Here is an 18,012-nt window from a genome sequence, read left to right as displayed (position 1 = left end):
TATTGCGGACTCGGCTTATTGCGGTGGCGGCGCGCGGCCGGGCGGGTTACCGTGGCGGCATGATCTCCTGACGACAGCCTTCTGAGACCGCGTTCATCCGCTTCTGTCTCGGGCGTCGTCCTCCTGTGCCTCGCGTTCGCGCGCGCCCGGGACTCCGTCACTGGAAGGAGACATCCCATGCCTGCCGACTTCTCCGTACACGTCGACCCGGACGAGCTGGCCGCGCAGAGCGTCGCGGCCGCGTTCCCGCACGGCGACGCCGAGGAAGGCCGCAAGGCCGGACGGTCCGCCAAGCCGGCGGCCGCCGCCCGGCGCGGCAAGGCCAGCCGTGGCGGCCAGAGCGCCGCGCAGCCCCGGCGGTACGCGTTCCGCCGCAGCTGAACCCGGGGTGCCCCCGGTGATCGAAGCTCCCTTCAAGTCGTTCTAGCGACGTCACGGGAGCTTCGATCACGTGCGGGGAGATCACGCGGGGAGGCTCAGCCCCGCAGCCGGGGAACCAGCTCGCGCTCGGCCCAGTCCAGAAACTCGGGCTGGCTCTCGCCCCCCACCTGCACCAGGGCGACGTGTGTGAAGCCGGCGTCGACGTACCGGTTGAACGCCTCGACGTGCTGCTCCACGTCCGGCCCGCACGGCACGATGCGCACCAGGTCCTCCTCGCGCACGAACTGGCTCGCCGACGCGAACGAGTCCGGGCCGGGCAGCTCCGCCTTGACCTTCCAGTCCGGCGGGGCCCAGCGCCACTGGTCGACCACCCGCTTGCGGCACTCGCCCTCGTCGGGGCCCCAGCAGACCGGCACCTGCCCGAAGCGCGGCTTCCCCTCGCCGCCCGCCTGGTCGAAGAGGTCCACCACGCGGGCGTCCGGGTCGGCGGCGATCAGGCCGTCCCCGTACTCCGCGGCGAGCGCGCTGGACGACGGGCCGGAGGCGGCGACCGCGATCGGTACCCCGCCCGCCGGCCGGTCCCACAGGTACGCCTCGGGCACGTCGTAGTACTCCCCCGAGTACGTGACCGTCTCCCCGTCGAGCAGCGACCGCATGATCTGCAGCGCCTCCTCGAGCATGTCGTGCCGCTGCTGCACGTGCGGCCAGGCGCCGACCACGTGCTCGTTGAGGTTTTCGCCGGCGCCGACGCCGAGCGTGAACCGCCCCTGCGACATCAGCCCGAGCGTGGCGGCCTTCTGCGCCACCACGGCCGGGTGGTAGCGCCGGATCGGGCAGGTCACGAACGACATCAGGTCGACCCGCGAGGTGGTGTGCGCGACCGCGCCCAGCACCGACCACGCGTACGGCGAGTGGCCCTGGCTGTCGAGCCACGGGTAGTAGTGGTCGGAGATGACCTCGAAGTCGAACCCGGCCCCTTCGGCGCGCTGCCCGTGGTCGACGAGCTCCCTCGGACCGGTCTGCTCGCACATGAGCGTGTATCCAACGGCAACCATGCCCGTGGGCTTACCCGGCGCCCACCGCACTACACCCAGGGATCGTCGCCCGGATCGGGGCCGGGTTCCGGCCCCGCCGCCGCGTCCCGCCCCCGGCTCTGGGCCGCGGCGAGCGCGCCGACCGCCACCAGCATGACGATGCCGGCGCCAGCGATGAACAGCATGTCTCCGTGCCCGCCCGAGGCGGGCGCCGCCGCGCCCTGGATGGCCGCGGCGGCGGCCGCTGGTGGACCTACGATCGCGAGGACCGCGGTGGCCAGGACCGCCAGCCGCAGTATCAGCCTGTTGCCCATGGTGTTGCCCCCTCCCGTACACCGTGCATGCCCAGACGCCAGTGGCCGGAAACCCGAAGGTAGCGCCACGCTCCGGGAAAATCCGGATTATCGGTTTCGGCGAATCCGACCCGCGTCCGGCACGTGGGACGCCTTCCCTGGGCAGTGATTTGGTTCTATCCTTGCCGGAGCGCTCCCATCGGTAGATAGATCTTCCCGGCCGCCGACGCAGCACCATCGCGTCGGCGGCCGGCGCGTTGCCGCACCAACCCGCGGCCAAGCGGGCCGCTTAACCGGTTCAGGGCGGTGCGGCGCGGAAGTGGGTTTGAACCCTTCCCCACCGGTATCCGTATCCACCGATGCCGGCAGGGCGGGCGTCCGGCGGAAGTTCTCTGTTCGTTGTTCTGGAAGGGACGACCGTGAGAAACGCCCACCGGGCAAAAGGAACGCCGATGTTGAGCCGACGCAATGTGCTGCTCGGCGCGGCCACCGTCGGAGTCGGCGGCGCCGTGGTCAGCGTGGCCAGCCTCAGCGAGGCGTTCGAAGAGGCCGGAGCGGCACCCGGCGAGACGATCGTGGTGCAGGTCAAAGACCTGAAGGCGGGCCGGCTCGACATATTCGCCGGAGAGCGGCGCATCGAGGTGCGGGACCACGATCTGGCCGCACGCATGGCCAAGGCCGCACGCCGCAAGTAAGCGCTTCTCTTTTTCCCAAGCCTTGTGAGGTGGTTCCCGCATGTCTTCTCATCGTGAGGCCCCGGAGATATCGAAGGATCCGGTGGCCGACAGCACCGACCTGTACGCGTTCGTCAGCCCCGACCATCCCGACACGGTCACGCTGATCGCGAACTACGTGCCGTTGCAGAGCCCGGCGTCCGGTCCCAACTTCTTCGAGTTCGGCGACGACGTGCTCTACGAGATCCACGTCGACAACAACGGCGACGGCCACGCGGACGTGACATACCAGTTCCGCTTCGAGACGAAGCTGAACGACGACAACACGTTCCTCTACAACACCGGGCCGATCGAGGCGCTGGACAGCGAAAACTGGAACCGGCGGCAGTTTTACAGCATCACCAAGGTGGACGGCAACGGCCACGCGCGGATACTGGCCCGCAACGTCCCCTGCCCGCCGGCGAACGTCGGGCCACTGTCCATACCGGACTACAAGGGGCTCGCGGCGGACGCGACGTTCAAGCTGAAGAGTGGCGAGAAGGTCTTCGCCGGGCAGCGCGCGGAGGGCTTCTTCGTCGACCTCGGCTCCATCTTCGACCTGGGCACGCTGCGCCCGTTCCAAAACCTGCACCTGCTCGGCCAGAAGGCCTTCCAGGAGGCGGGCAAGGCGGTCAACGCCACCGACCGGGTCAACGTGCACAGCATCGCGCTCCAGGTGCCCATCAAGGACCTGCGCGGCAAGTCCAGCCCGGTCATCGGCGTGTGGACCAGCGCGAGCCGGCGCCAGGTCCGGGTGCTGCACGGGCACAACAGCGACGACGTGTACGTGGGGCCGAACGTGCAGGTGTCGCGGCTCGGCAACCCGCTCTTCAACGAGGTCATCGTGCCGATGTCCAAAAAGGACCTGTGGAACAGCCTGCCGCCCACCGAAGACAAGAACTTCGTCCAGTTCGTCGAGCAGCCCGAGCTCGCCCGGCTCCTGCCGGTGCTGTACCCGGGTGTCTTCGACAACCTGGACGCGCTCAACAAGGCGAAGACGGCGCGCGCGGACCTGGTGGCGGTGCTGCTGACCGGAATCCCGGAAGGGCTGATCGACGGCTTCACCAACAACACCGGCGAGATCCAGGCCGACATGCTGCGGCTCAACACCGACATCAAGCCCAGCAAGGAGGAGAACCCGCTCGGCGTACTCGGTGGCGACCTGGCCGGCTTTCCGAACGGGCGGCGGGTGCGCGACGACGTCGTCTCCATCTCGCTGCGGGCCGTGGCGGGTGCGACGTTCGCCTTGGTGGACAAGGACTTCACGCCGGACGACGCGGTGGCGATCCTGGAGCAGGGGCTGAGCGCGAAGGACGTGACTGCGCCCTTCCTCAACCGCTTCCCCTACCTCGGCATCCCCTACGACGGCTTCAACAACCCGTCATGAGCACGCACACGCATCACATGCTCGGACCGTCCAGTGTGGGCAGTGTCGTGCTCGACATCGGCGGCAACACGGGCGCGCTCGTCATCGTGACCGGGCCGGAGTGGCACGGCCGCGAGATCGAGATCAGCCCGATGGACCAGGACCCGCCCGTACGCACGCACGTCGCCGTACGCGAGCGGCACGTGTCGAGCGGCGTCCGGTACAGCGCCGTGTTTCCCGCGCTGCCCGCCGGCCCGTACGTCATCTGGCGCACCCCGACCGAAGCCGCCGGCACGGTCGTCGTGGCCGGCGCCGCGGTCACCGAGATCGAGTGGTGGCAGGCGCCCTGAGTGTGGGACCCCGGTTGGGGGCAGGCAGTGCCCGCCCCCAACCGGAGCAGGCCCGTCAGGCGGTGAAGTCGAACTCCCCGTCCTTTACGCCGCCGATGAACGCCTCCCACTCGCCTCGGGTGTAGACGATCGTGGCGCCGTCGGGTGCCTTGCTGTGCCGGACCGCGACCCGGCCGCTGCCATCGGCCAGCGGACCGGCCTCGACGCAGTTGCCGCCGAGACCATCGCTCCGGGTGCTGACATGCCAGGCGGCGCCCGGCAGTGACTCGCTCATGACAACTCCTCCGCGAGTGTTGCGATGAGCGCCATCGACTCAGCCGAGCTGAGTGCGACCTCCCGCAAGGCATCGTACGCCTTGGAGTAGCGGTGCGCGCGTGAGGCCTCCATGAACAGCCGCCCGCCCAGATGCTCCACATAGGCCACCTCCGGGTACGGCCGCTGCATCTTGAAGAGCGTGAAGCTGCCGCTCAGCCCGGCCTGCAGCCCGACCCGGGTCGGGATCACCCGGATCTCGACGTGGGGCCGCTCCACCACCCGGGCGAGGTGCTCGAGCTGGGCACGCAACACCAGGCGGCCCCCGATCGGCCGGTGCAGCACGGACTCCTCCACGAGCGCGGCGAGCCGCTTGGGCGGCTTCTCGTCGAGGATGAGCTGCCGCTCCATGCGCAGCCGCACCCAGCGGTCGACCTTTTGCTGGTTGGCCTGCACGCCCTCGGTGTACCGGATCACCGCTTCCGCGTAGTCGCGGGTCTGCAGCAGCCCGGGGAACACCATCGTGGAGTACGTGCAGATCTCCTCGGACCGCGACTCCAGCCACGGGTAGTCCACGAACGTCTGGTCGTAGACGGTGCCCTCGAAGTCGTCGTCCCAGCGGTTGACCCGCCAGGCGTCCTGGGCCAGCTGCACCAGCTGGGCCCGCTCGCGCTCGTCGTACACCCCGTAGACGTCGAGCAGCGAGATGACGTGGTCGCGCCGGAACGGCCACTCGGCCCGCTCGTAGCGCGCCAGCGTGGAGAACTCCACGCCCAGGTACGCCGCGATGTACTTGAGCGTCAGGCCGCGCTCTTCCCGGAGCTCGCGCATTCGCTGGCCGAGCCACTGGGCACGAATGGTCTGGACGAACTGCTCTCGTTTGGTCGGCATTCCACCCTCTCAAATGGACATCTGAACCGGTGGCCAGGGAAAGGCTTGTGAAATAGGGGGAAGCGAGCGGATGCGAGCCGCCGGATCCGGTCAGATTTCTACCACGGCATGGTCCTCGTATGCCAGGGCCCTGGGAACGTGTTTGCCTTTGCTATTTCGCAAAGCCACGACACTGTGCACTCGACGGAAAACATCTTGGCCAAACCCGCCCAAATACTTGGGCGGGATCGGTTTTCCCATCGATGTCCTTGCTCCAACAATTCGCCTTTGGCAGCGTGCTCACCAGCGAGCACGGCGACGTGGCCGGGCTCCCAGCATGACCGGCAAAAGGCACAGCAGGAACGGCTTCAGTGAAATCTTGCAAATGAACTACCGGGAGGGCATTCGCTCTCCGGGCCCGGGACGCGAGTGCGAGACGCGGCCCGATCCACTCCTGTCGAAAACGACTCCCCGGCGGTGTGCCGACACCGATTCCGCGCCGCCGGGTGAGGCCGGCGGGCGTGCCCGCGCGCCTCCCGCAGACGCGCCACATGCGTGGGCACGCCCGCCCATTCCCCATCCGGAGGAAACGTGAACCTGGTCAGACGCACATCCGCCGCCGCGCTCGCGGTGCTCCTCGCGGCGGTGGCCTGCGACAGCGGCGGCGCGGCGCCGGAAGACGCGCCGGCGGACAAGGTGACCTACCTGACCGCGGTCGGCTCGTTCGGCCGCGAGTCGTACGCGTGGGTGGCGAAGGAGAAGGGCTTCTTCGACCGCGCCGGCATCGAGGTCGAAATCCGGCCCGGCTCCGGCACCACCGAAAACCTCGGGCTGCTCGCCTCCGGGCGGGCGCAGTTCTCCGCCAACGACCTCTCCGCCGTGATGATCGTGCTCGGCAACGGCAAGTACCGCTCGGACGTACGCGCCGTCGCGGCGGTCCAGCAGCGCACGCTCAACTCCGTGACCGCCCTCTCCGGCACCGGCGTCACCACGCCGCGCGACCTGTCCGGGCGCACGATCGGCGGCGTACAGGGCGGCGCGCCGTGGCTGCTCTTCCCCGCGTACGCCAAGCTCGCCGGCCTCGACCCGCGCACCGTGAAGTGGATCGGCGTCGAGGCGTCGCAGATGCCAAAGCTGCTCGCCACAGGGCGGGTCGACGGCGTCGGTCAGTTCGTGGTGGCGAGGCCGGCGGTGGAGAAGGCGGCGGGCGGCCGGGCGGCGGTCGTGCTGCCGTACTCGGACGTGCTCACCGACCTGTACGGCAACGCGCTCATCGCCTCGACGAAGGTGCTCCGCGAAGACCCCGACCTGGTGCGGCGCTTCGCCGGCGCGCTGATGGACGGCCTGGTGTACGCGATCGAGCACCCGGAGGAGACCGGCCAGATCCTGCGGAAGTACGTGCCCACGACGGACGCCGTCACCGCGGCCGCCGAGGTGCGGCTCATGGAGCCGTACATCCGGGCCAACGGCGTGGTCGGCGCCTTCGACGGGGCCCGGGTCGCCCGCGCCATCGCCATCCTGCGCGGCACCGGCATCATCGCCGGCGACCTGCCCACCGCCGACCTCGTCGCGTTCGACTTCGTGAGCGGCCAGGTCCGATGAGGACGGTCAGCGCCGCGGACCTGGACGTGCGCCGGGAGGTGTACCTGGCGGCCGCGCTCGACTCGATCAGCATCGGGCGGCTGGCCGGGCTGCCCCACCTGACCGGCACGCGCTGCCTCGACCTGGGGCCGGCCGGCAGCGCCGTACCCGTGTGGCTGCGCGACCGGGTGGGCGCGGGCGGCGAGGTGGTCACCGCGTCCGGCGACCCGCTTCCGCCCGCCGTGCTCGCTCCCGGCCGGTACGGGCTGATCCGCGCGCGCCTGCTGCTGATGTGCGTGCGGCACCCCGAGGCGTTGCTGCGCCGGCTGGTGGCCGCGCTGGGACCGGGCGGCACGCTGGTGGTCGAAGACTGGCACCTGTGGCCCGACGACGCGGTGCTGTGCGCCCCGAGCCCGCGCGACGCCACCCTGGTCGAGCGCTGCCTGCGCCTGCTCGCCAAGGAGATCCTGCCCGGCCTCGGCGTCGACCCGACCTGGGCGACCCGCGCCCACGCCGCCGCCCGCGCCGCCGGGCTGACCACAGTGGACACCGAGATCCACGTACCGGTCTGGGCCGCCGGCGACCCGGGCGCGCTGCTGCTCGCCGTCGACACCGTCCGCCACCGCGGCCGGCTCCTGGCGGCCGGCCTGGGACCGGCCGAGCTCGACCGCGTGCGGCAGCTGGCCGCCGACCCCGGCTCCGGCCTGGTGCTCCGCGGCCACCCCCTCTACTCCACCTCCGGCCCGGCCCCACCCTGGTAGCGCCCCGCGCCCCGCTATCAGCTCCCCCGCGTCTCCCGCGACCGGCCGGCCCGGCCCCACCCTCGTAGCGACCCGCGCCGGAGGGCGCTGGCAGCAGCTACAAACCACGATCCCCCGTCGCCCCGGTCTGCCTCAGCTGCGGACCGCACGCGCGGGGTCCCCTGGGGAGACGTGGAACGCAGCGGAGCGTTTTCTTGGGTGCTTTCCCGCGGGCACCGCTGCGGCCGGCGGCTCGCTGGCGCTCGCCGGGTTCCCCGGCCTCCGCTGCCGGCCCCGCGACACAAGCCCACCCGGCTCCCCGCAGGGCCCGGGTTGAGACCGCGGCCCGCGGCGGGTAGGGCCGCGGGCTGGGCTTCTACCCCAACTTGCCCGCCCGGCCCACGATCCACGCGGCAACGACCGGAGCCGCCCTACCGGCCGGGCCGACGAACGGTTTGACCGGATCGCCAAACCGTCCGTGGCGAATCGCTGCCCCTGGCGGGGCGGTTTTCGCCACGGACGCACCGCAACCCCCGCCTTCCCAGCACCCGCGTCTTCCCCAGCGCGTCACCCCGAAAAGGGACGAACGATCACCGCCACCCCTACGGGCGCGCCCCAAACCCGACCCCAACCGGTGATCGTGGTATCCCAGTGCCCCTCCAGGGGCACCTCGGTACCACGATCTGATAACCGCCCGACGCTGTCCATGATCGTCCGCCTGTGCGGGACGGCGAACGGCATGGACGTGGTAACCGTCCGTGCAGAGGTAAGAGCCCGTTCACGGCCCGGGTCCGCATTGGAATTGAGCCCTTGCCGCCCGGGGGGGCGCTCGCGCGAGGTCGCGGGCCTCAGAACCGGGCGAAGTACTCCGTGAAGAAGCGGTCCGGGACCACGGAGGTCGCGACCTCGTGCGGGCCGTCCGGGCGGGGGTGCCAGCCGGTGGTGCCGTCCGCGTCCACGGTTACCTCGCCGCGGGTGAAGGCGCACACTTCGGCGTCGAAGAGGGTGACCGCGGCGAGGGGGTCGTGGAAGTAGATGCCGTCCCGCTCGGCGAACCATACCGCGGCGAAGTCGCGGACCGGCCGCAGCAGCGGGGCGGCGCAGCGGGCGCTGAAGGTGTCGGCGTCCAGGTAGACCTGGCGGGTCACGTCGAGGCCGACCGCGCGGACGCGGGGCACCGGCGCGGCGAAGACCCGGGCGGCGGCGGCCGGGTCGCAGCGGAGGTTCCACTCCGGCTTGCCCTCGGTCGTGTAGCGGCCGCCCATCAGGACGAGCGCCTTCAGCAGCCCGGCCACGTCGGGGTGGCGGTCGAAGAGGAGGGCGGCGTTGGTGAGCGGCCCGATCGTCAGCAGCGTGACCTCGCCCGGGTGCGCGCGGACCGTGCGGGCCAGGAGGTCGACCGCGTCGCCCGCCGGAAACTCCGTCTCGTGTGGCCAGCCGCCGAGGCGGTCGGCCTGGTGGGCGAGGGCCTGCGGCGACGGGGCACCGGCGAGGGTGGTCTCCGCGCCGGGGCGGATCGGCACGTCCGCGCCGGCCACCCGGCAGAGGGCGGAGGCGAGCATCGCGCGCTTGCCCGCCTCGCCGGTGACCGTGGTGATGCCGAGCAGGTCGCAGCCGGGGTGGGCGAGCAGGTACGCGAGGCAGACCGCGTCGTCGATGTCCGAACCGATGTCGGTGTCCAGCAGGATCTTTTCCGGCACGCCGATATTCAACCCGCTTGCCGGGCGGCGGGCCCAGGCGGCACACTCGACGGGTGACGTACGCCGCGACGCGATTTCGCCGCCCCCGGGTGACCGGTGGGCGACCGCGGCTGCGCTGACGGAGACGGCGCGAGACGAGCCCCTGGCCACGCCGGGGGCTCGCTCCCTTTCCACCGTCTCTTTCCGAGGACTCACGATGACGCCCCAAGAACTCCGCGCGGCCCTGGACCTGCGCGACCTCACCGACCCCGACGCCGGCGAACACGCGATGCAGCACGTGGTGTCCGCCATCGAGTACGCCCTCGCCCGCGCCTGGGGGATCCCGGTGCGCCGCGACCCCGGCCCGCGGATCGTCTCCGTGGCCGACAACTACGACCGGCTGCGGTACTCCGCCGAGGCGGTGACCCGCGACCGCCGCTACAGCCGCTACCTGGACGGCGGGCGGATGCTCCGCTCGCACACCACCGCCCGCGTCCCCGCCCTGCTGGACGCCAACCGCCTGCCGGACGTGCTGCTCAGCGTGCCCGGCATCTGCTACCGGCGGGACGTGATCGACCGCCACCACGTGGGCGAGCCGCACCAGCTCGACCTGTGGCGGATCCGCCGCTCCGGTCCCCCGCTCACCGAGGCCGACCTCGTCCACATGATCGGCCTGGTCGTGGCGGCGGTGCTGCCCGGCCACGATTGGCACACCGTCCCGAGCGTCCACCCGTACACGCTGGCCGGCCGGGAGATCTACGTCGCCGGACGAGCGCCGAGCGGCGGAGCGTCCGGATACATCGAGGTAGGTGAGTGCGGGTTGGCTCATCCCGAGGTGACCGGCGGGGGCAGCGGCCTGGCGATGGGGCTCGGCCTCGACCGGCTCGTGATGCTCGCCAAGGGCGTAGACGACATCCGGCTGCTCCGCTCGACCGACCCGCGGGTGGCGGCGCAGATGCGCGACCTCACCCCGTACCGGCCGGTCTCGGCCATGCCCGCCACGCACCGCGACCTCTCCCTCGCGGTCGCCGGTGACCTCGACGCCGAGCTGCTCGGCGACCGGGTGCGCGACCTGCTCGGGCCGGACGCCGGCGCGGTCGAGGAGATCGTCGTGCGGTCCGAGACCGGGTACGCCGAGCTGCCGGACTCCGCACGGGCCAGAATGGGACTGCGGCCCGGACAGAAGAACGTGCTGCTCCGCGTGGTCCTGCGCGACCTCACCCGCACGCTCACCTCGGCCGAGGCCAACGCGCTGCGCGACCGGATCTACGCCGGCCTGCACGAGGGAGAGGAGCACGAATGGACTCTTTTCGACGCGGACCGGGCGGAGGCCAAGCCGCGACCCTGACGCCTGCCCACAACGGGCCGCGAGGGGGCGTTGAAGAAGGTCCATCGAGCGGCCTGAGCGGCGAGCTGCAACGCCTCGACCTGGACGGCGCCCGCCTGGTGGTGCTGGTCCCGGACGGCACCCGGTCGATCCCGCTCGGCCGCCTCTTCGCCGAGGTGCACGACGCGCTGATCGGCCGGGTGGCCTCGCTCGACGTGCTGATCGCGCTCGGCACGCACCAGCCGATGCCGCCGGACGCCATCGAGCGCCGCTTCGACCTGCCGCCGGGCGGGTGGGCGGCCCGCTACCCCGGCGTGGCCGTGCACAACCACGCCTGGCACGACCCGGCCACATTCACGGACCTGGGCGAGATCCCGGCCACCGAGGTCGCCGCGGCCTCCGCCGGGCTTCTCGCCGAGCCCATCCGGGTACGGGTGAACCGGCTGGTCGCCGAGGCGGACGCGTGCCTGGTGCTCGGGCCGGTGTTTCCGCACGAGTCGGTCGGCTTCTCCGGTGGCGACAAGTACTTCTTCCCCGGCGTCTCCGGCCCCGAGGTGATCGACGCATTTCACTGGCTGGGCGCGCTGATCGGCACGATGGACATCATCGGCAAGCCCGGCCTCACCCCGGTCCGCGCGGTCATCCAGGCGGCCGCCGAGCGCATCCCGGCCCGCCGCCTGGCCGTGGCGGTCGTGGTCGCACCGGCCGGCTCCTCTGCGCCCAGCTCCTCACCGCCCGGCTCCTCTCCGCTCGGGCCCGAGGTGCTCGGGCCCGAGGTGCTCGGCACGTACGTGGGTACGACCACCGAGGCGTGGGCGGCCGCCGCCGAGCACTCCGCGCGGGTGCACGTCCGGTACGTCGAGCGCCCGTACCGGCGGGTGGTCTCGGTCGTGCCCCCGATGTACGACGACCTGTGGACGGCGGCCAAGGGCATGTACAAGGTCGAGCCGGTCGTCGCCGACGGCGGTGAGGTGATCGTCTACGCCCCGCACGTCACCACCTTCTCGGTCACCCACGATGCGATGATCCGCCGCGTGGGCTACCACTGCCGCGACTACCTGCTCGCCCACGCCGGCGAGCTCGCGGAGGTGCCCCGCACGGTGCTGGCCCACTCGATCCACGCGCGCGGCGCCGGCACGTACACGGACGGGGTGGAGCGCTGCCGCATCGCCGTGACGCTGGCGACGGCCATCCCGCCGGAAGACTGCGCCGCCGTCAACCTCGGCTGGGCAGACCCGGCGACCCTCGACCTGGCCGCCCTCGCCGCCGACGAGGACACCCTGGTCGTCCCCAAAGCCGGCGAGCAACTCTACCGATTGGCGCCGTAGCACCAAGTAGCACTTCGCGTAGAATGGTGGCATGGCCGAAGCTGCCCGCGAAATCACCCAGCGCGAGTTGCGCAACGAGTCCGGCGAGATCATGCGCCGGGTCGAGCAGGGTGAGTCGTTTACCGTCACTCGAAACGGCACGCCGATCGCCCGCCTGATCCCGCTGCGACGTCGCACCGCGGTGCCCAAAGAGGAGTTCCTCGCCGTATTCGCCACGGCCCCGCGGATCGACGCCGACCGTTTCCGTGCTGACCTCGACGCCCACCTTGACGACGATCTGGACAGCCGTGAGTGGTAAGCCGCCGACGCGGGGCCTGGCGGACACCAAAATCCTCATCCACCACAGCAACCTCGACGCCGCCGACCTGCCCGACGAGCTCTTCATCAGTGCGATAACACTCGCCGAACTCTCCGCCGGGCCGTATTACGCGGATGATCCGGTGGAGCGCTCCCTCCGGGTCAACCTCCTCCAGCACGTGGAGTCCACATTCGAGCCCTTGCCGTTCGACACCGAAGCAGCTCGCGCGTTCGGCCTTCTCTCCGCGTCGGTCCTGGCAGCTGGTCGAAAGCCCCGCCGACGCGCCGACCTGATGATCGCCTCGACAGCTCTCGTCAACCAGCTGCCGCTCTACACGACCAACCCGGACGACTTCGCCGGCCTGGACAGTCTCCTCGACGTCGTAGCCGTCCGCCGACCGGAGACGCCCGCGTAGGCCGTCGCGGCACGGCTTGGGGTGACCCGTCCGGGGTGCGCAGCGCCGTAAACTGCCGACTCCCGCCCGCCGGTGGGCCTGGGAGCGCGCGAGACCACGCACGACGGCACGGTTATCCACACGGTCGTGGAGGCGGTCTCCGACCGCAGCGAGGAGAACGACGCGGTCGCCAAGTTCGCCGTCTATGCGGCGTTGGGCATCGAGCGCTACTGGATCGTGCGGGGTGACGCCGACGCCGACGAGGTCGACGGCATGGTCACGATGCACGAGTTGCGCGACGGCACCTACGAGGTGACCGGGCACCGGCTAGTGTCCAAGCTGGCCGGATGAGCCGCGACGAGCCCGGTGAGTGGGTGGGCGGCGGGCGGTCCCGTACCGTAGCGGCGTGACGTACAAGGTCCAGGTCACCTGGTGGGGGCACAGCACCGTCTGGGTCGAGGACTCCGGCGTGCGCATCGTGACCGACCCGGTGCTGGGCGACCGGATCGCGCACCTGCGGCGGATGCGGGGTACGTCCCCACGGCTCGCGGCGCAGCCGGACGCGGTGCTCGTGTCGCACCTGCACGCCGACCACCTCGACGTGGCGTCCCTGCGGCGGCTCGGGCCCGAGACCACGCTCGTGGTGCCGGCCGGGGCGGGCGCCTTCGTGCGGCAGCGGCTCGGTCACGCGTACCACCGGCGCTGCGCGGAGCTGGCCATCGGCGACGAGGTGACCGTCGGGGCGGTACGGATCAGGGCCGTCCCCGCGGCCCACGACGGCGCCCGCGGCCCCTGGTCCCGGCACCGGGCGGCGGCGGTCGGCTACACGGTGCACGGCGCGGCCAACACCTGGTTCGCCGGCGACACCGGGCTCTTCGAGGGGATGGCCGACCTCGGCCCGCTCGACCTGGCGCTGGTGCCGGTGGGCGGCTGGGGGCCGACGCTGGGGCGGGGACACCTCGACGCGTACACGGCGGCCGAGGCGATGCGCCGGGCGGCGCCCCGGGAGGCGGTGCCGGTGCACTTCGGCACGTTCTGGCCGGTGGGGCTGGCGCGGGTGCGGCCGGACCGGTTCCACAACCCGGGGCCGGACTTCGCGCGGATCAGCGAGACCGTGGCACCCGGTACCCGGGTCACCGTCCTGACCCCCGGCGACTCCCTGACGGTCGCCCCGTGACGGCGACCCTCAGCACGCTGGTGTGGCTGGTCGTGGTGGTGACGTTCGGCGCGGTGGTGCCGATCGTGCCGACCGGGGCCGCGGTGAGCGGGGCGGCGGCGTACGCGGCCCACCAGAACCCGCTGCACGTGCTGCTCGTCGTCGTGGCCGGGGCGGGCGGGGCGTACATCGGCGACCTCGGCATGTACGCGATCTGCCGCTGGGGCGGTGAGCAGCTGGCCCGGCGGCTGCACTGGCTACGCGACCCGGAGCGCCTGGAGCGGATGCGCAAGAAGCTGGACGAGCGGCAGATCTCGGTGCTGCTGGTGTCCCGGCTGCTGCCCGGCGGGCGGGTACCGGTGCTGCTCGCGGCGGCGCTGATGGGGCTGGACTGGCGGCGGTTCGCGGTGACCAACCTGCCGGCCTGCCTGCTCTGGTCGACGGTGTACGCGGGGATCGGCATCTTCGGGTACGCGATCTTCCCGGAGCCCTGGCAGAGCGTGGTGGCCGCGGTGCTGCTGGTGCTGCTGATCTCCCAGACCGCGACGATCATCAGCCGGCGGCGGGAGGCGGCGGCGGAGAGCCCGGACGTCAGGCCCCGGCAGACGGAAGCCTGACCGGCGCCCCGGACGGCAGGTCGGCGTCCGCTCGCGCATCGGCGTGCGGCGCCGCGCCGCCCGAAGCCGCCGCCGAAGGACCAGCGGGCGCGGGAGAGACAGCCGGCGTGGAAGCGCCGCGCAGGCCGAGCGTCTCGAGCCAGCCGAGCAGCGTGCGGTACACGCCGTCCGGGCCGACCACGGGGTCGGTCTCCAGCGCCCAGCCGGCCGGGTAGACGAGCACCGCCTCGGTCTGCCAGCCGCCCAGCCCGCCGTGGCTGCCGACCAGCTCCTCGAACGCGGCCACCTCGTCGATGCCCGGCTCCACCATGCTGACCAGTACCAGGTCGCCGACGTGGTCGATCTCCTGGTGGCGCAGGAGATCTTCGCGGGCGCGCGGCCCGTACGGCGTGAGCGGGTCCTCCCCCTCCACGTGCCCGTCGCGCAGCCGGTGCCTGCCCCGCCGGCCGAGCGCCACCGGCCCGTGCTCCGCCTCGTCGACCACCACCAGGCCGATGCCGGGGTGCGCGACGAGCCCGGCGACGAGCTCGGGGTGCTCGGCCTCGATCCGGTCGCGGGTGAGCTTTTCCGGGTGGCGGGTCAGGTAGACCATGCCGAGGTTGCCCGAGGCGATCACCACGGTCTCCGGGTCGCGCTCGGCGATCGCCTTCGCCTCTTCGTCGGCGGGGCCGAGCGTCACCTCGCCGTCGCGGGTGTGCTTGCGGATCGCCTTCCGGGTGGCGGCGGCGGTCGGCCCCTGCCGGGCCACGGCCTCGGTGAGCAGGGCGTTGACCCGGCCCCACTCCTCGACGGTACGGGTGGCCGCGCCGGGCCGGTGGCCGTTGGTGCCGCCGTGGGCCAGCCGCGCCACGACCTCCTCCAGCGACTCGTCGAAGCGCTGCCGGAACGTGGCGCCCTGGCTCTGCCCGTGGTCGGAGAGGACCACCAGGTGGTAGCGGCGGGCGGCCTCGACCGAGAGCCGCTCGAGGATGCCGAGCACCTGGTCGAGCGACTCCAGTACGTCCAGCGCCTCCGGGCGGGCGGGGCCGGCGTGGTGGGCCACCTCGTCGTAGTCGACGAAGTCGCAGAAGATCGTCGGGGCGCCCCGGGCCATCTGCTCGGCGATCAGCGTGACGTTGAGGTCGCGCAGCAGCGTGGTGGCGGGGCGCAGGGCGAGGAACGCGCCGCCCCGGCTGACCCGCGGGCGTACGTCGCGGCGCCGCTGCACCCGCGCCTGGTGCAGCTCCCGGATCACCCCGCCGAGGCCGAGCACCACCGCGCGGGTGAAGCCGTACGGACTGGTCATGAACGCCGCGTACCCGCGCGCGTTGCGGCCGGGCAGCGCGGCGTGGCTGACCGTGAGCAGGCAGGTGTCGGCGTCGCCGGAGAAGACGTTGCTGATGCTCACCCCGCCGTCGCGCAGCAGTCCCCGGTCGCCGGCGAGCCGCCGCTCGACCTCGGCCGCGTCGCGGGGACGGCTCGTGACGACGAGGCGCCGGGTGTCCTTCTCGTACCAGCGGAATGCCGGCACCCGGCGGACGTCGCCGTAAAGGATGCCCGCCTGGGCGGCGGGCGTCGTGGCCGGGATGCCGGTGTGCCAGCCGGCCAGGCGGTGGCTGCGGGTGCGCAGCCACCGGCCGATGTTGGGCAGGTTGCCGGCGCGGACCGCCCAGCGCAGCAGCGGCGCGGGCACGCCGTCGAGCTGGACCACCAGCAGGCCGTCCGGGCAGGCCTCGGCGGCGGCGCCGGCCACACTCGCCGAGACGCGCTTCGCCTTCTCCTCGATGCGGCGCACGCGGGCCATCAGGCGCACGGTCTCGCTGACGAACGCGTCGTCGGTGCCGGCGTCCGCAAACCAGTTGACCAGCGCGGCGAGCGCCACCGCCACCCACGAGGCGCCGAAGACCACCGGGAGGTTGGCCACGTGGGTGTCGGGCGCGAGCCACAGCGCCACGTACAGCACGATGGCCTGCACCATCGCGCCCAGCACCAGCGCGCCGAAGCCGCCGAGCACGGTGGCGATCGCGAGCAGGAGCGGGCGGAGCAGCGCGCCGACGGCGGCGACCAGCACCACCAGGCCGAGCAGCGCGACGAGGCCGCTCGCGGTCACGCCGGGCAGCAGCCAGAACGTGCCGGCCAGCACGATGAACGAGGTCACCGCGCTGCGCAGGATGCCGCGCACCCGCTGGAAGGTGGGCCGCCAGCCGCGCAGGGCGCGCAGGCCCACGCGGGCCCGCCCCGGGCGGGTCGCGACGACATCGCGCTCCTGTGTCACACCGGCAACTCTACGGACGGGTTCGTGATGAGGGCTCCCTAACGGTGCTGGGGTGAAGGGCGTGGCGGTATGCGCCCGGTGTCACCCCGTAACAGCGCGTGAACCACCGGGTCAGGTGGCTCTGGTCGGCGAACCCGCTCGCCGCGGCCGCCTCGGCGATCCCGCTCCCGGCCCCGATCAGCTGGCGGGCCCGCCGCAGCCGGACCTGGCGCTGGTAGTCGCTCGGCGACAGCCCGTACACCTGCCGGAAGGCGCGGTAGACCGCGAACCGGCTGGTGCCCGCGGCGGCCGCGAGGTCGCCGGCGGTGACGTCCTCGGCGTACCCCTCCTCGAGCCGGTCACGCACCCGCCGCGCGATGCCGGCGGCGGCGGTGCGGCGCGGTGGCCGCGCGCTCCTGCCGTGCCGGGTGATCGCCGCCACGGCCGCGGCCAGCCGCTCGTCGCGGGCAAGCGCCGTCGCCGGCCCCACCAGCGCCGCGTGCAGGCCGGCCACCGCGCCGGCCAGCCGCGTGTCGGCCACCACCGGCTCCGCGAACAAAGGCAGCCCGACCTCGCGCTCGGCCCGGTCCGCGAGCACGTCACGGACCAGGTCGGGGCCGATGTGGACCATCCGGTACGTGAACCCGAGCGCGTCGGCGGCCTGACCGTCATGGGGTTCGTCCGGATTGAACGCCATCACCATCCCGGCGCTGGAGGTGTGCGCCGCGCCCCGGCAGGTGAAGGACTGCACGCCGGTCTCGGTCACGCCGAACGAGTACGTCTCGTGGCTGTGCCGGTGGTAGACGTGCTGCTCGAAGTGGGCGTGCATCGCCTCCAGCGGCCGGTCGGCGGCCCGCCAGTATCGCGCCCAGTCCCCCACCGTCCCAGTATCCCCCCGGTGCACCACCGTCCTCCGTCTCGCCGGCGCGCACCAGCGTCCAAGACCGTCGCATCCGGCCGCTGTGACCATGACGGCATGGCCACCACCAAGATCGCTATCGTCGTCCGGGACGACCTCGCCGCCTGGCAGCGCCTGAACGTGACCGCCTTCCTCGCCTCCGGCGTCGCCGGCGCGTTCCCGGCCACGGTCGGCGAGCCCTACGAGGACGGCTCGGGCACCCCCTACCTGCCGATGTTCGGCCAGCCGGTGCTCGTGTACGCCGCCGACCTCGCCGCGCTCACCGAGGCGCGCGCCAAGGCGGTCGAGCGGGGGCTGGCGGTCGGCGTGTACACCGAGGAGCTCTTCACCACCGGCAACGACGGCGACAACCGGGCCGCGGTGCGCGCGGTACCCGCCGAGAAGCTGCGGCTCGTCGGCCTGTCGGTGCACGGCCCGCGCAACGCGGTGGACAAGGTACTGAAGGGCCTGTCGCTGCATCCCTGACCGCACCGGCATACGC

21 protein-coding genes are annotated in these 18,012 nt (G+C 72.4%); 14 read left to right on the top strand and 7 right to left on the bottom strand.

Annotated features, from left to right (window positions below; genetic code table 11):
- The first annotated feature begins 177 nt into the window (after nt 1-177).
- Nucleotides 178-381, top strand: coding sequence for a hypothetical protein (locus tag RB614_RS16050; RefSeq protein WP_308713294.1), 204 nt, complete (start codon nt 178-180; stop codon nt 379-381).
- Nucleotides 382-476: 95 nt separating this feature from the next.
- Here RB614_RS16050 and RB614_RS16045 read toward each other — a convergent pair whose 3' ends face one another.
- Nucleotides 477-1,436, bottom strand: a complete 960-nt coding sequence (locus RB614_RS16045; RefSeq protein WP_308713293.1) for a TIGR03557 family F420-dependent LLM class oxidoreductase — start codon at nt 1,434-1,436, stop codon at nt 477-479.
- Between the two features lie 29 nt (nt 1,437-1,465).
- A complete protein-coding gene (locus RB614_RS16040) occupies nt 1,466-1,729 on the bottom strand; it encodes a hypothetical protein (RefSeq protein WP_308713292.1) in 264 nt (87 codons plus the stop codon).
- A 431-nt stretch (nt 1,730-2,160) separates the two neighbouring features.
- On the opposite strand from RB614_RS16040, the gene RB614_RS16035 reads away from it, so the two are divergent.
- Genes RB614_RS16035 through RB614_RS16025 form a run of 3 tightly spaced genes read left to right on the top strand, consistent with a single transcriptional unit; the run spans nt 2,161 to nt 4,137 of the window.
- Nucleotides 2,161-2,403, top strand: coding sequence for a hypothetical protein (locus tag RB614_RS16035; RefSeq protein ID WP_308713291.1), 243 nt, complete (start codon nt 2,161-2,163; stop codon nt 2,401-2,403).
- A gap of 40 nt (nt 2,404-2,443) precedes the next feature.
- The gene (locus RB614_RS16030; RefSeq protein WP_308713290.1) at nt 2,444-3,808 is read left to right on the top strand and encodes a DUF4331 domain-containing protein; all 1,365 of its coding nucleotides are present in this window, start codon (nt 2,444-2,446) and stop codon (nt 3,806-3,808) included.
- Complete coding sequence (locus RB614_RS16025) at nt 3,805-4,137, top strand: phospholipase (RefSeq protein ID WP_308713289.1); 333 nt, start codon at nt 3,805-3,807, stop codon at nt 4,135-4,137. Before RB614_RS16030 ends, RB614_RS16025 begins: the two co-directional genes overlap by 4 nt.
- Nucleotides 4,138-4,192: 55 nt before the next feature.
- On the opposite strand, the gene RB614_RS16020 is transcribed toward RB614_RS16025, so the two are convergent.
- Both RB614_RS16020 and RB614_RS16015 read right to left on the bottom strand, forming a co-directional pair.
- Complete coding sequence (locus tag RB614_RS16020) at nt 4,193-4,411, bottom strand: DUF397 domain-containing protein (protein ID WP_308713288.1); 219 nt, start codon at nt 4,409-4,411, stop codon at nt 4,193-4,195.
- Nucleotides 4,408-5,280, bottom strand: coding sequence for a helix-turn-helix domain-containing protein (locus RB614_RS16015; protein WP_308713287.1), 873 nt, complete (start codon nt 5,278-5,280; stop codon nt 4,408-4,410). The genes RB614_RS16020 and RB614_RS16015 overlap by 4 nt, the downstream gene beginning before the upstream one ends.
- A 570-nt stretch (nt 5,281-5,850) precedes the next feature.
- Between RB614_RS16015 and RB614_RS16010 the strand changes: the two genes are divergently transcribed.
- Nucleotides 5,851-6,861, top strand: coding sequence for an ABC transporter substrate-binding protein (locus RB614_RS16010; protein ID WP_308713286.1), 1,011 nt, complete (start codon nt 5,851-5,853; stop codon nt 6,859-6,861).
- A complete protein-coding gene (locus tag RB614_RS16005) occupies nt 6,858-7,601 on the top strand; it encodes a class I SAM-dependent methyltransferase (RefSeq protein WP_308713285.1) in 744 nt (247 codons plus the stop codon). Before RB614_RS16010 ends, RB614_RS16005 begins: the two co-directional genes overlap by 4 nt.
- An 827-nt stretch (nt 7,602-8,428) precedes the next feature.
- Here RB614_RS16005 and RB614_RS16000 read toward each other — a convergent pair.
- Nucleotides 8,429-9,280 carry a nucleoside hydrolase gene (locus tag RB614_RS16000; RefSeq protein WP_308713284.1) on the bottom strand — a complete coding sequence of 284 codons (852 nt, stop codon included), beginning with the start codon at nt 9,278-9,280 and terminating at the stop codon, nt 8,429-8,431.
- Between the two features lie 196 nt (nt 9,281-9,476).
- On the opposite strand from RB614_RS16000, the gene srmL reads away from it, so the two are divergent.
- The 7 genes from srmL (at nt 9,477) to RB614_RS15965 (ending at nt 14,379) form a co-directional block, all read left to right on the top strand.
- A complete protein-coding gene (gene srmL, locus RB614_RS15995; protein WP_308713283.1) occupies nt 9,477-10,607 on the top strand; it encodes a PheS-related mystery ligase SrmL in 1,131 nt (376 codons plus the stop codon).
- Nucleotides 10,559-11,914 carry a lactate racemase domain-containing protein gene (locus tag RB614_RS15990; RefSeq protein ID WP_308713282.1) on the top strand — a complete coding sequence of 452 codons (1,356 nt, stop codon included), beginning with the start codon at nt 10,559-10,561 and terminating at the stop codon, nt 11,912-11,914. Before srmL ends, RB614_RS15990 begins: the two co-directional genes overlap by 49 nt.
- A gap of 31 nt (nt 11,915-11,945) precedes the next feature.
- A complete protein-coding gene (locus RB614_RS15985) occupies nt 11,946-12,212 on the top strand; it encodes a type II toxin-antitoxin system Phd/YefM family antitoxin (protein WP_308713281.1) in 267 nt (88 codons plus the stop codon).
- Nucleotides 12,202-12,627 carry a type II toxin-antitoxin system VapC family toxin gene (locus RB614_RS15980; protein ID WP_308713280.1) on the top strand — a complete coding sequence of 142 codons (426 nt, stop codon included), beginning with the start codon at nt 12,202-12,204 and terminating at the stop codon, nt 12,625-12,627. The genes RB614_RS15985 and RB614_RS15980 overlap by 11 nt, the downstream gene beginning before the upstream one ends.
- A 72-nt stretch (nt 12,628-12,699) precedes the next feature.
- Nucleotides 12,700-12,957 carry a Uma2 family endonuclease gene (locus RB614_RS15975; protein WP_308713279.1) on the top strand — a complete coding sequence of 86 codons (258 nt, stop codon included), beginning with the start codon at nt 12,700-12,702 and terminating at the stop codon, nt 12,955-12,957.
- 55 nt (nt 12,958-13,012) lie between these two features.
- The gene (locus RB614_RS15970; RefSeq protein WP_308713278.1) at nt 13,013-13,783 is read left to right on the top strand and encodes an MBL fold metallo-hydrolase; all 771 of its coding nucleotides are present in this window, start codon (nt 13,013-13,015) and stop codon (nt 13,781-13,783) included.
- Entirely contained in the window at nt 13,780-14,379 is a 600-nt protein-coding gene (locus tag RB614_RS15965) for a DedA family protein (RefSeq protein ID WP_308713277.1), read from the top strand. Before RB614_RS15970 ends, RB614_RS15965 begins: the two co-directional genes overlap by 4 nt.
- Here the strand turns inward: RB614_RS15965 and RB614_RS15960 are convergent.
- Both RB614_RS15960 and RB614_RS15955 read right to left on the bottom strand, forming a co-directional pair.
- Nucleotides 14,354-16,633, bottom strand: coding sequence for an alkaline phosphatase family protein (locus tag RB614_RS15960; RefSeq protein WP_308713276.1), 2,280 nt, complete (start codon nt 16,631-16,633; stop codon nt 14,354-14,356). The two genes, RB614_RS15965 and RB614_RS15960, sit on opposite strands and share 26 nt — an antisense overlap.
- A 10-nt stretch (nt 16,634-16,643) precedes the next feature.
- On the bottom strand, nt 16,644-17,492 hold the full coding sequence (locus RB614_RS15955; protein WP_308713275.1) for an AraC family transcriptional regulator: 849 nt from the start codon (nt 17,490-17,492) through the stop codon (nt 16,644-16,646).
- 96 nt (nt 17,493-17,588) lie between these two features.
- Here RB614_RS15955 and RB614_RS15950 point away from each other — a divergent pair, with 96 nt between their 5' ends.
- Complete coding sequence (locus RB614_RS15950; RefSeq protein ID WP_308713274.1) at nt 17,589-17,996, top strand: DUF2000 family protein; 408 nt, start codon at nt 17,589-17,591, stop codon at nt 17,994-17,996.
- The last annotated feature ends 16 nt before the right edge of the window (nt 17,997-18,012 follow it).

This window comes from Phytohabitans maris, assembly GCF_031085175.1.
Taxonomy (GTDB): Bacteria; Actinomycetota; Actinomycetes; order Mycobacteriales; family Micromonosporaceae; genus Phytohabitans; species Phytohabitans maris.
The sequence above is the reverse complement of the archived record's forward strand: the minus strand, read 5'-3'. Positions and strand labels throughout refer to the sequence as shown.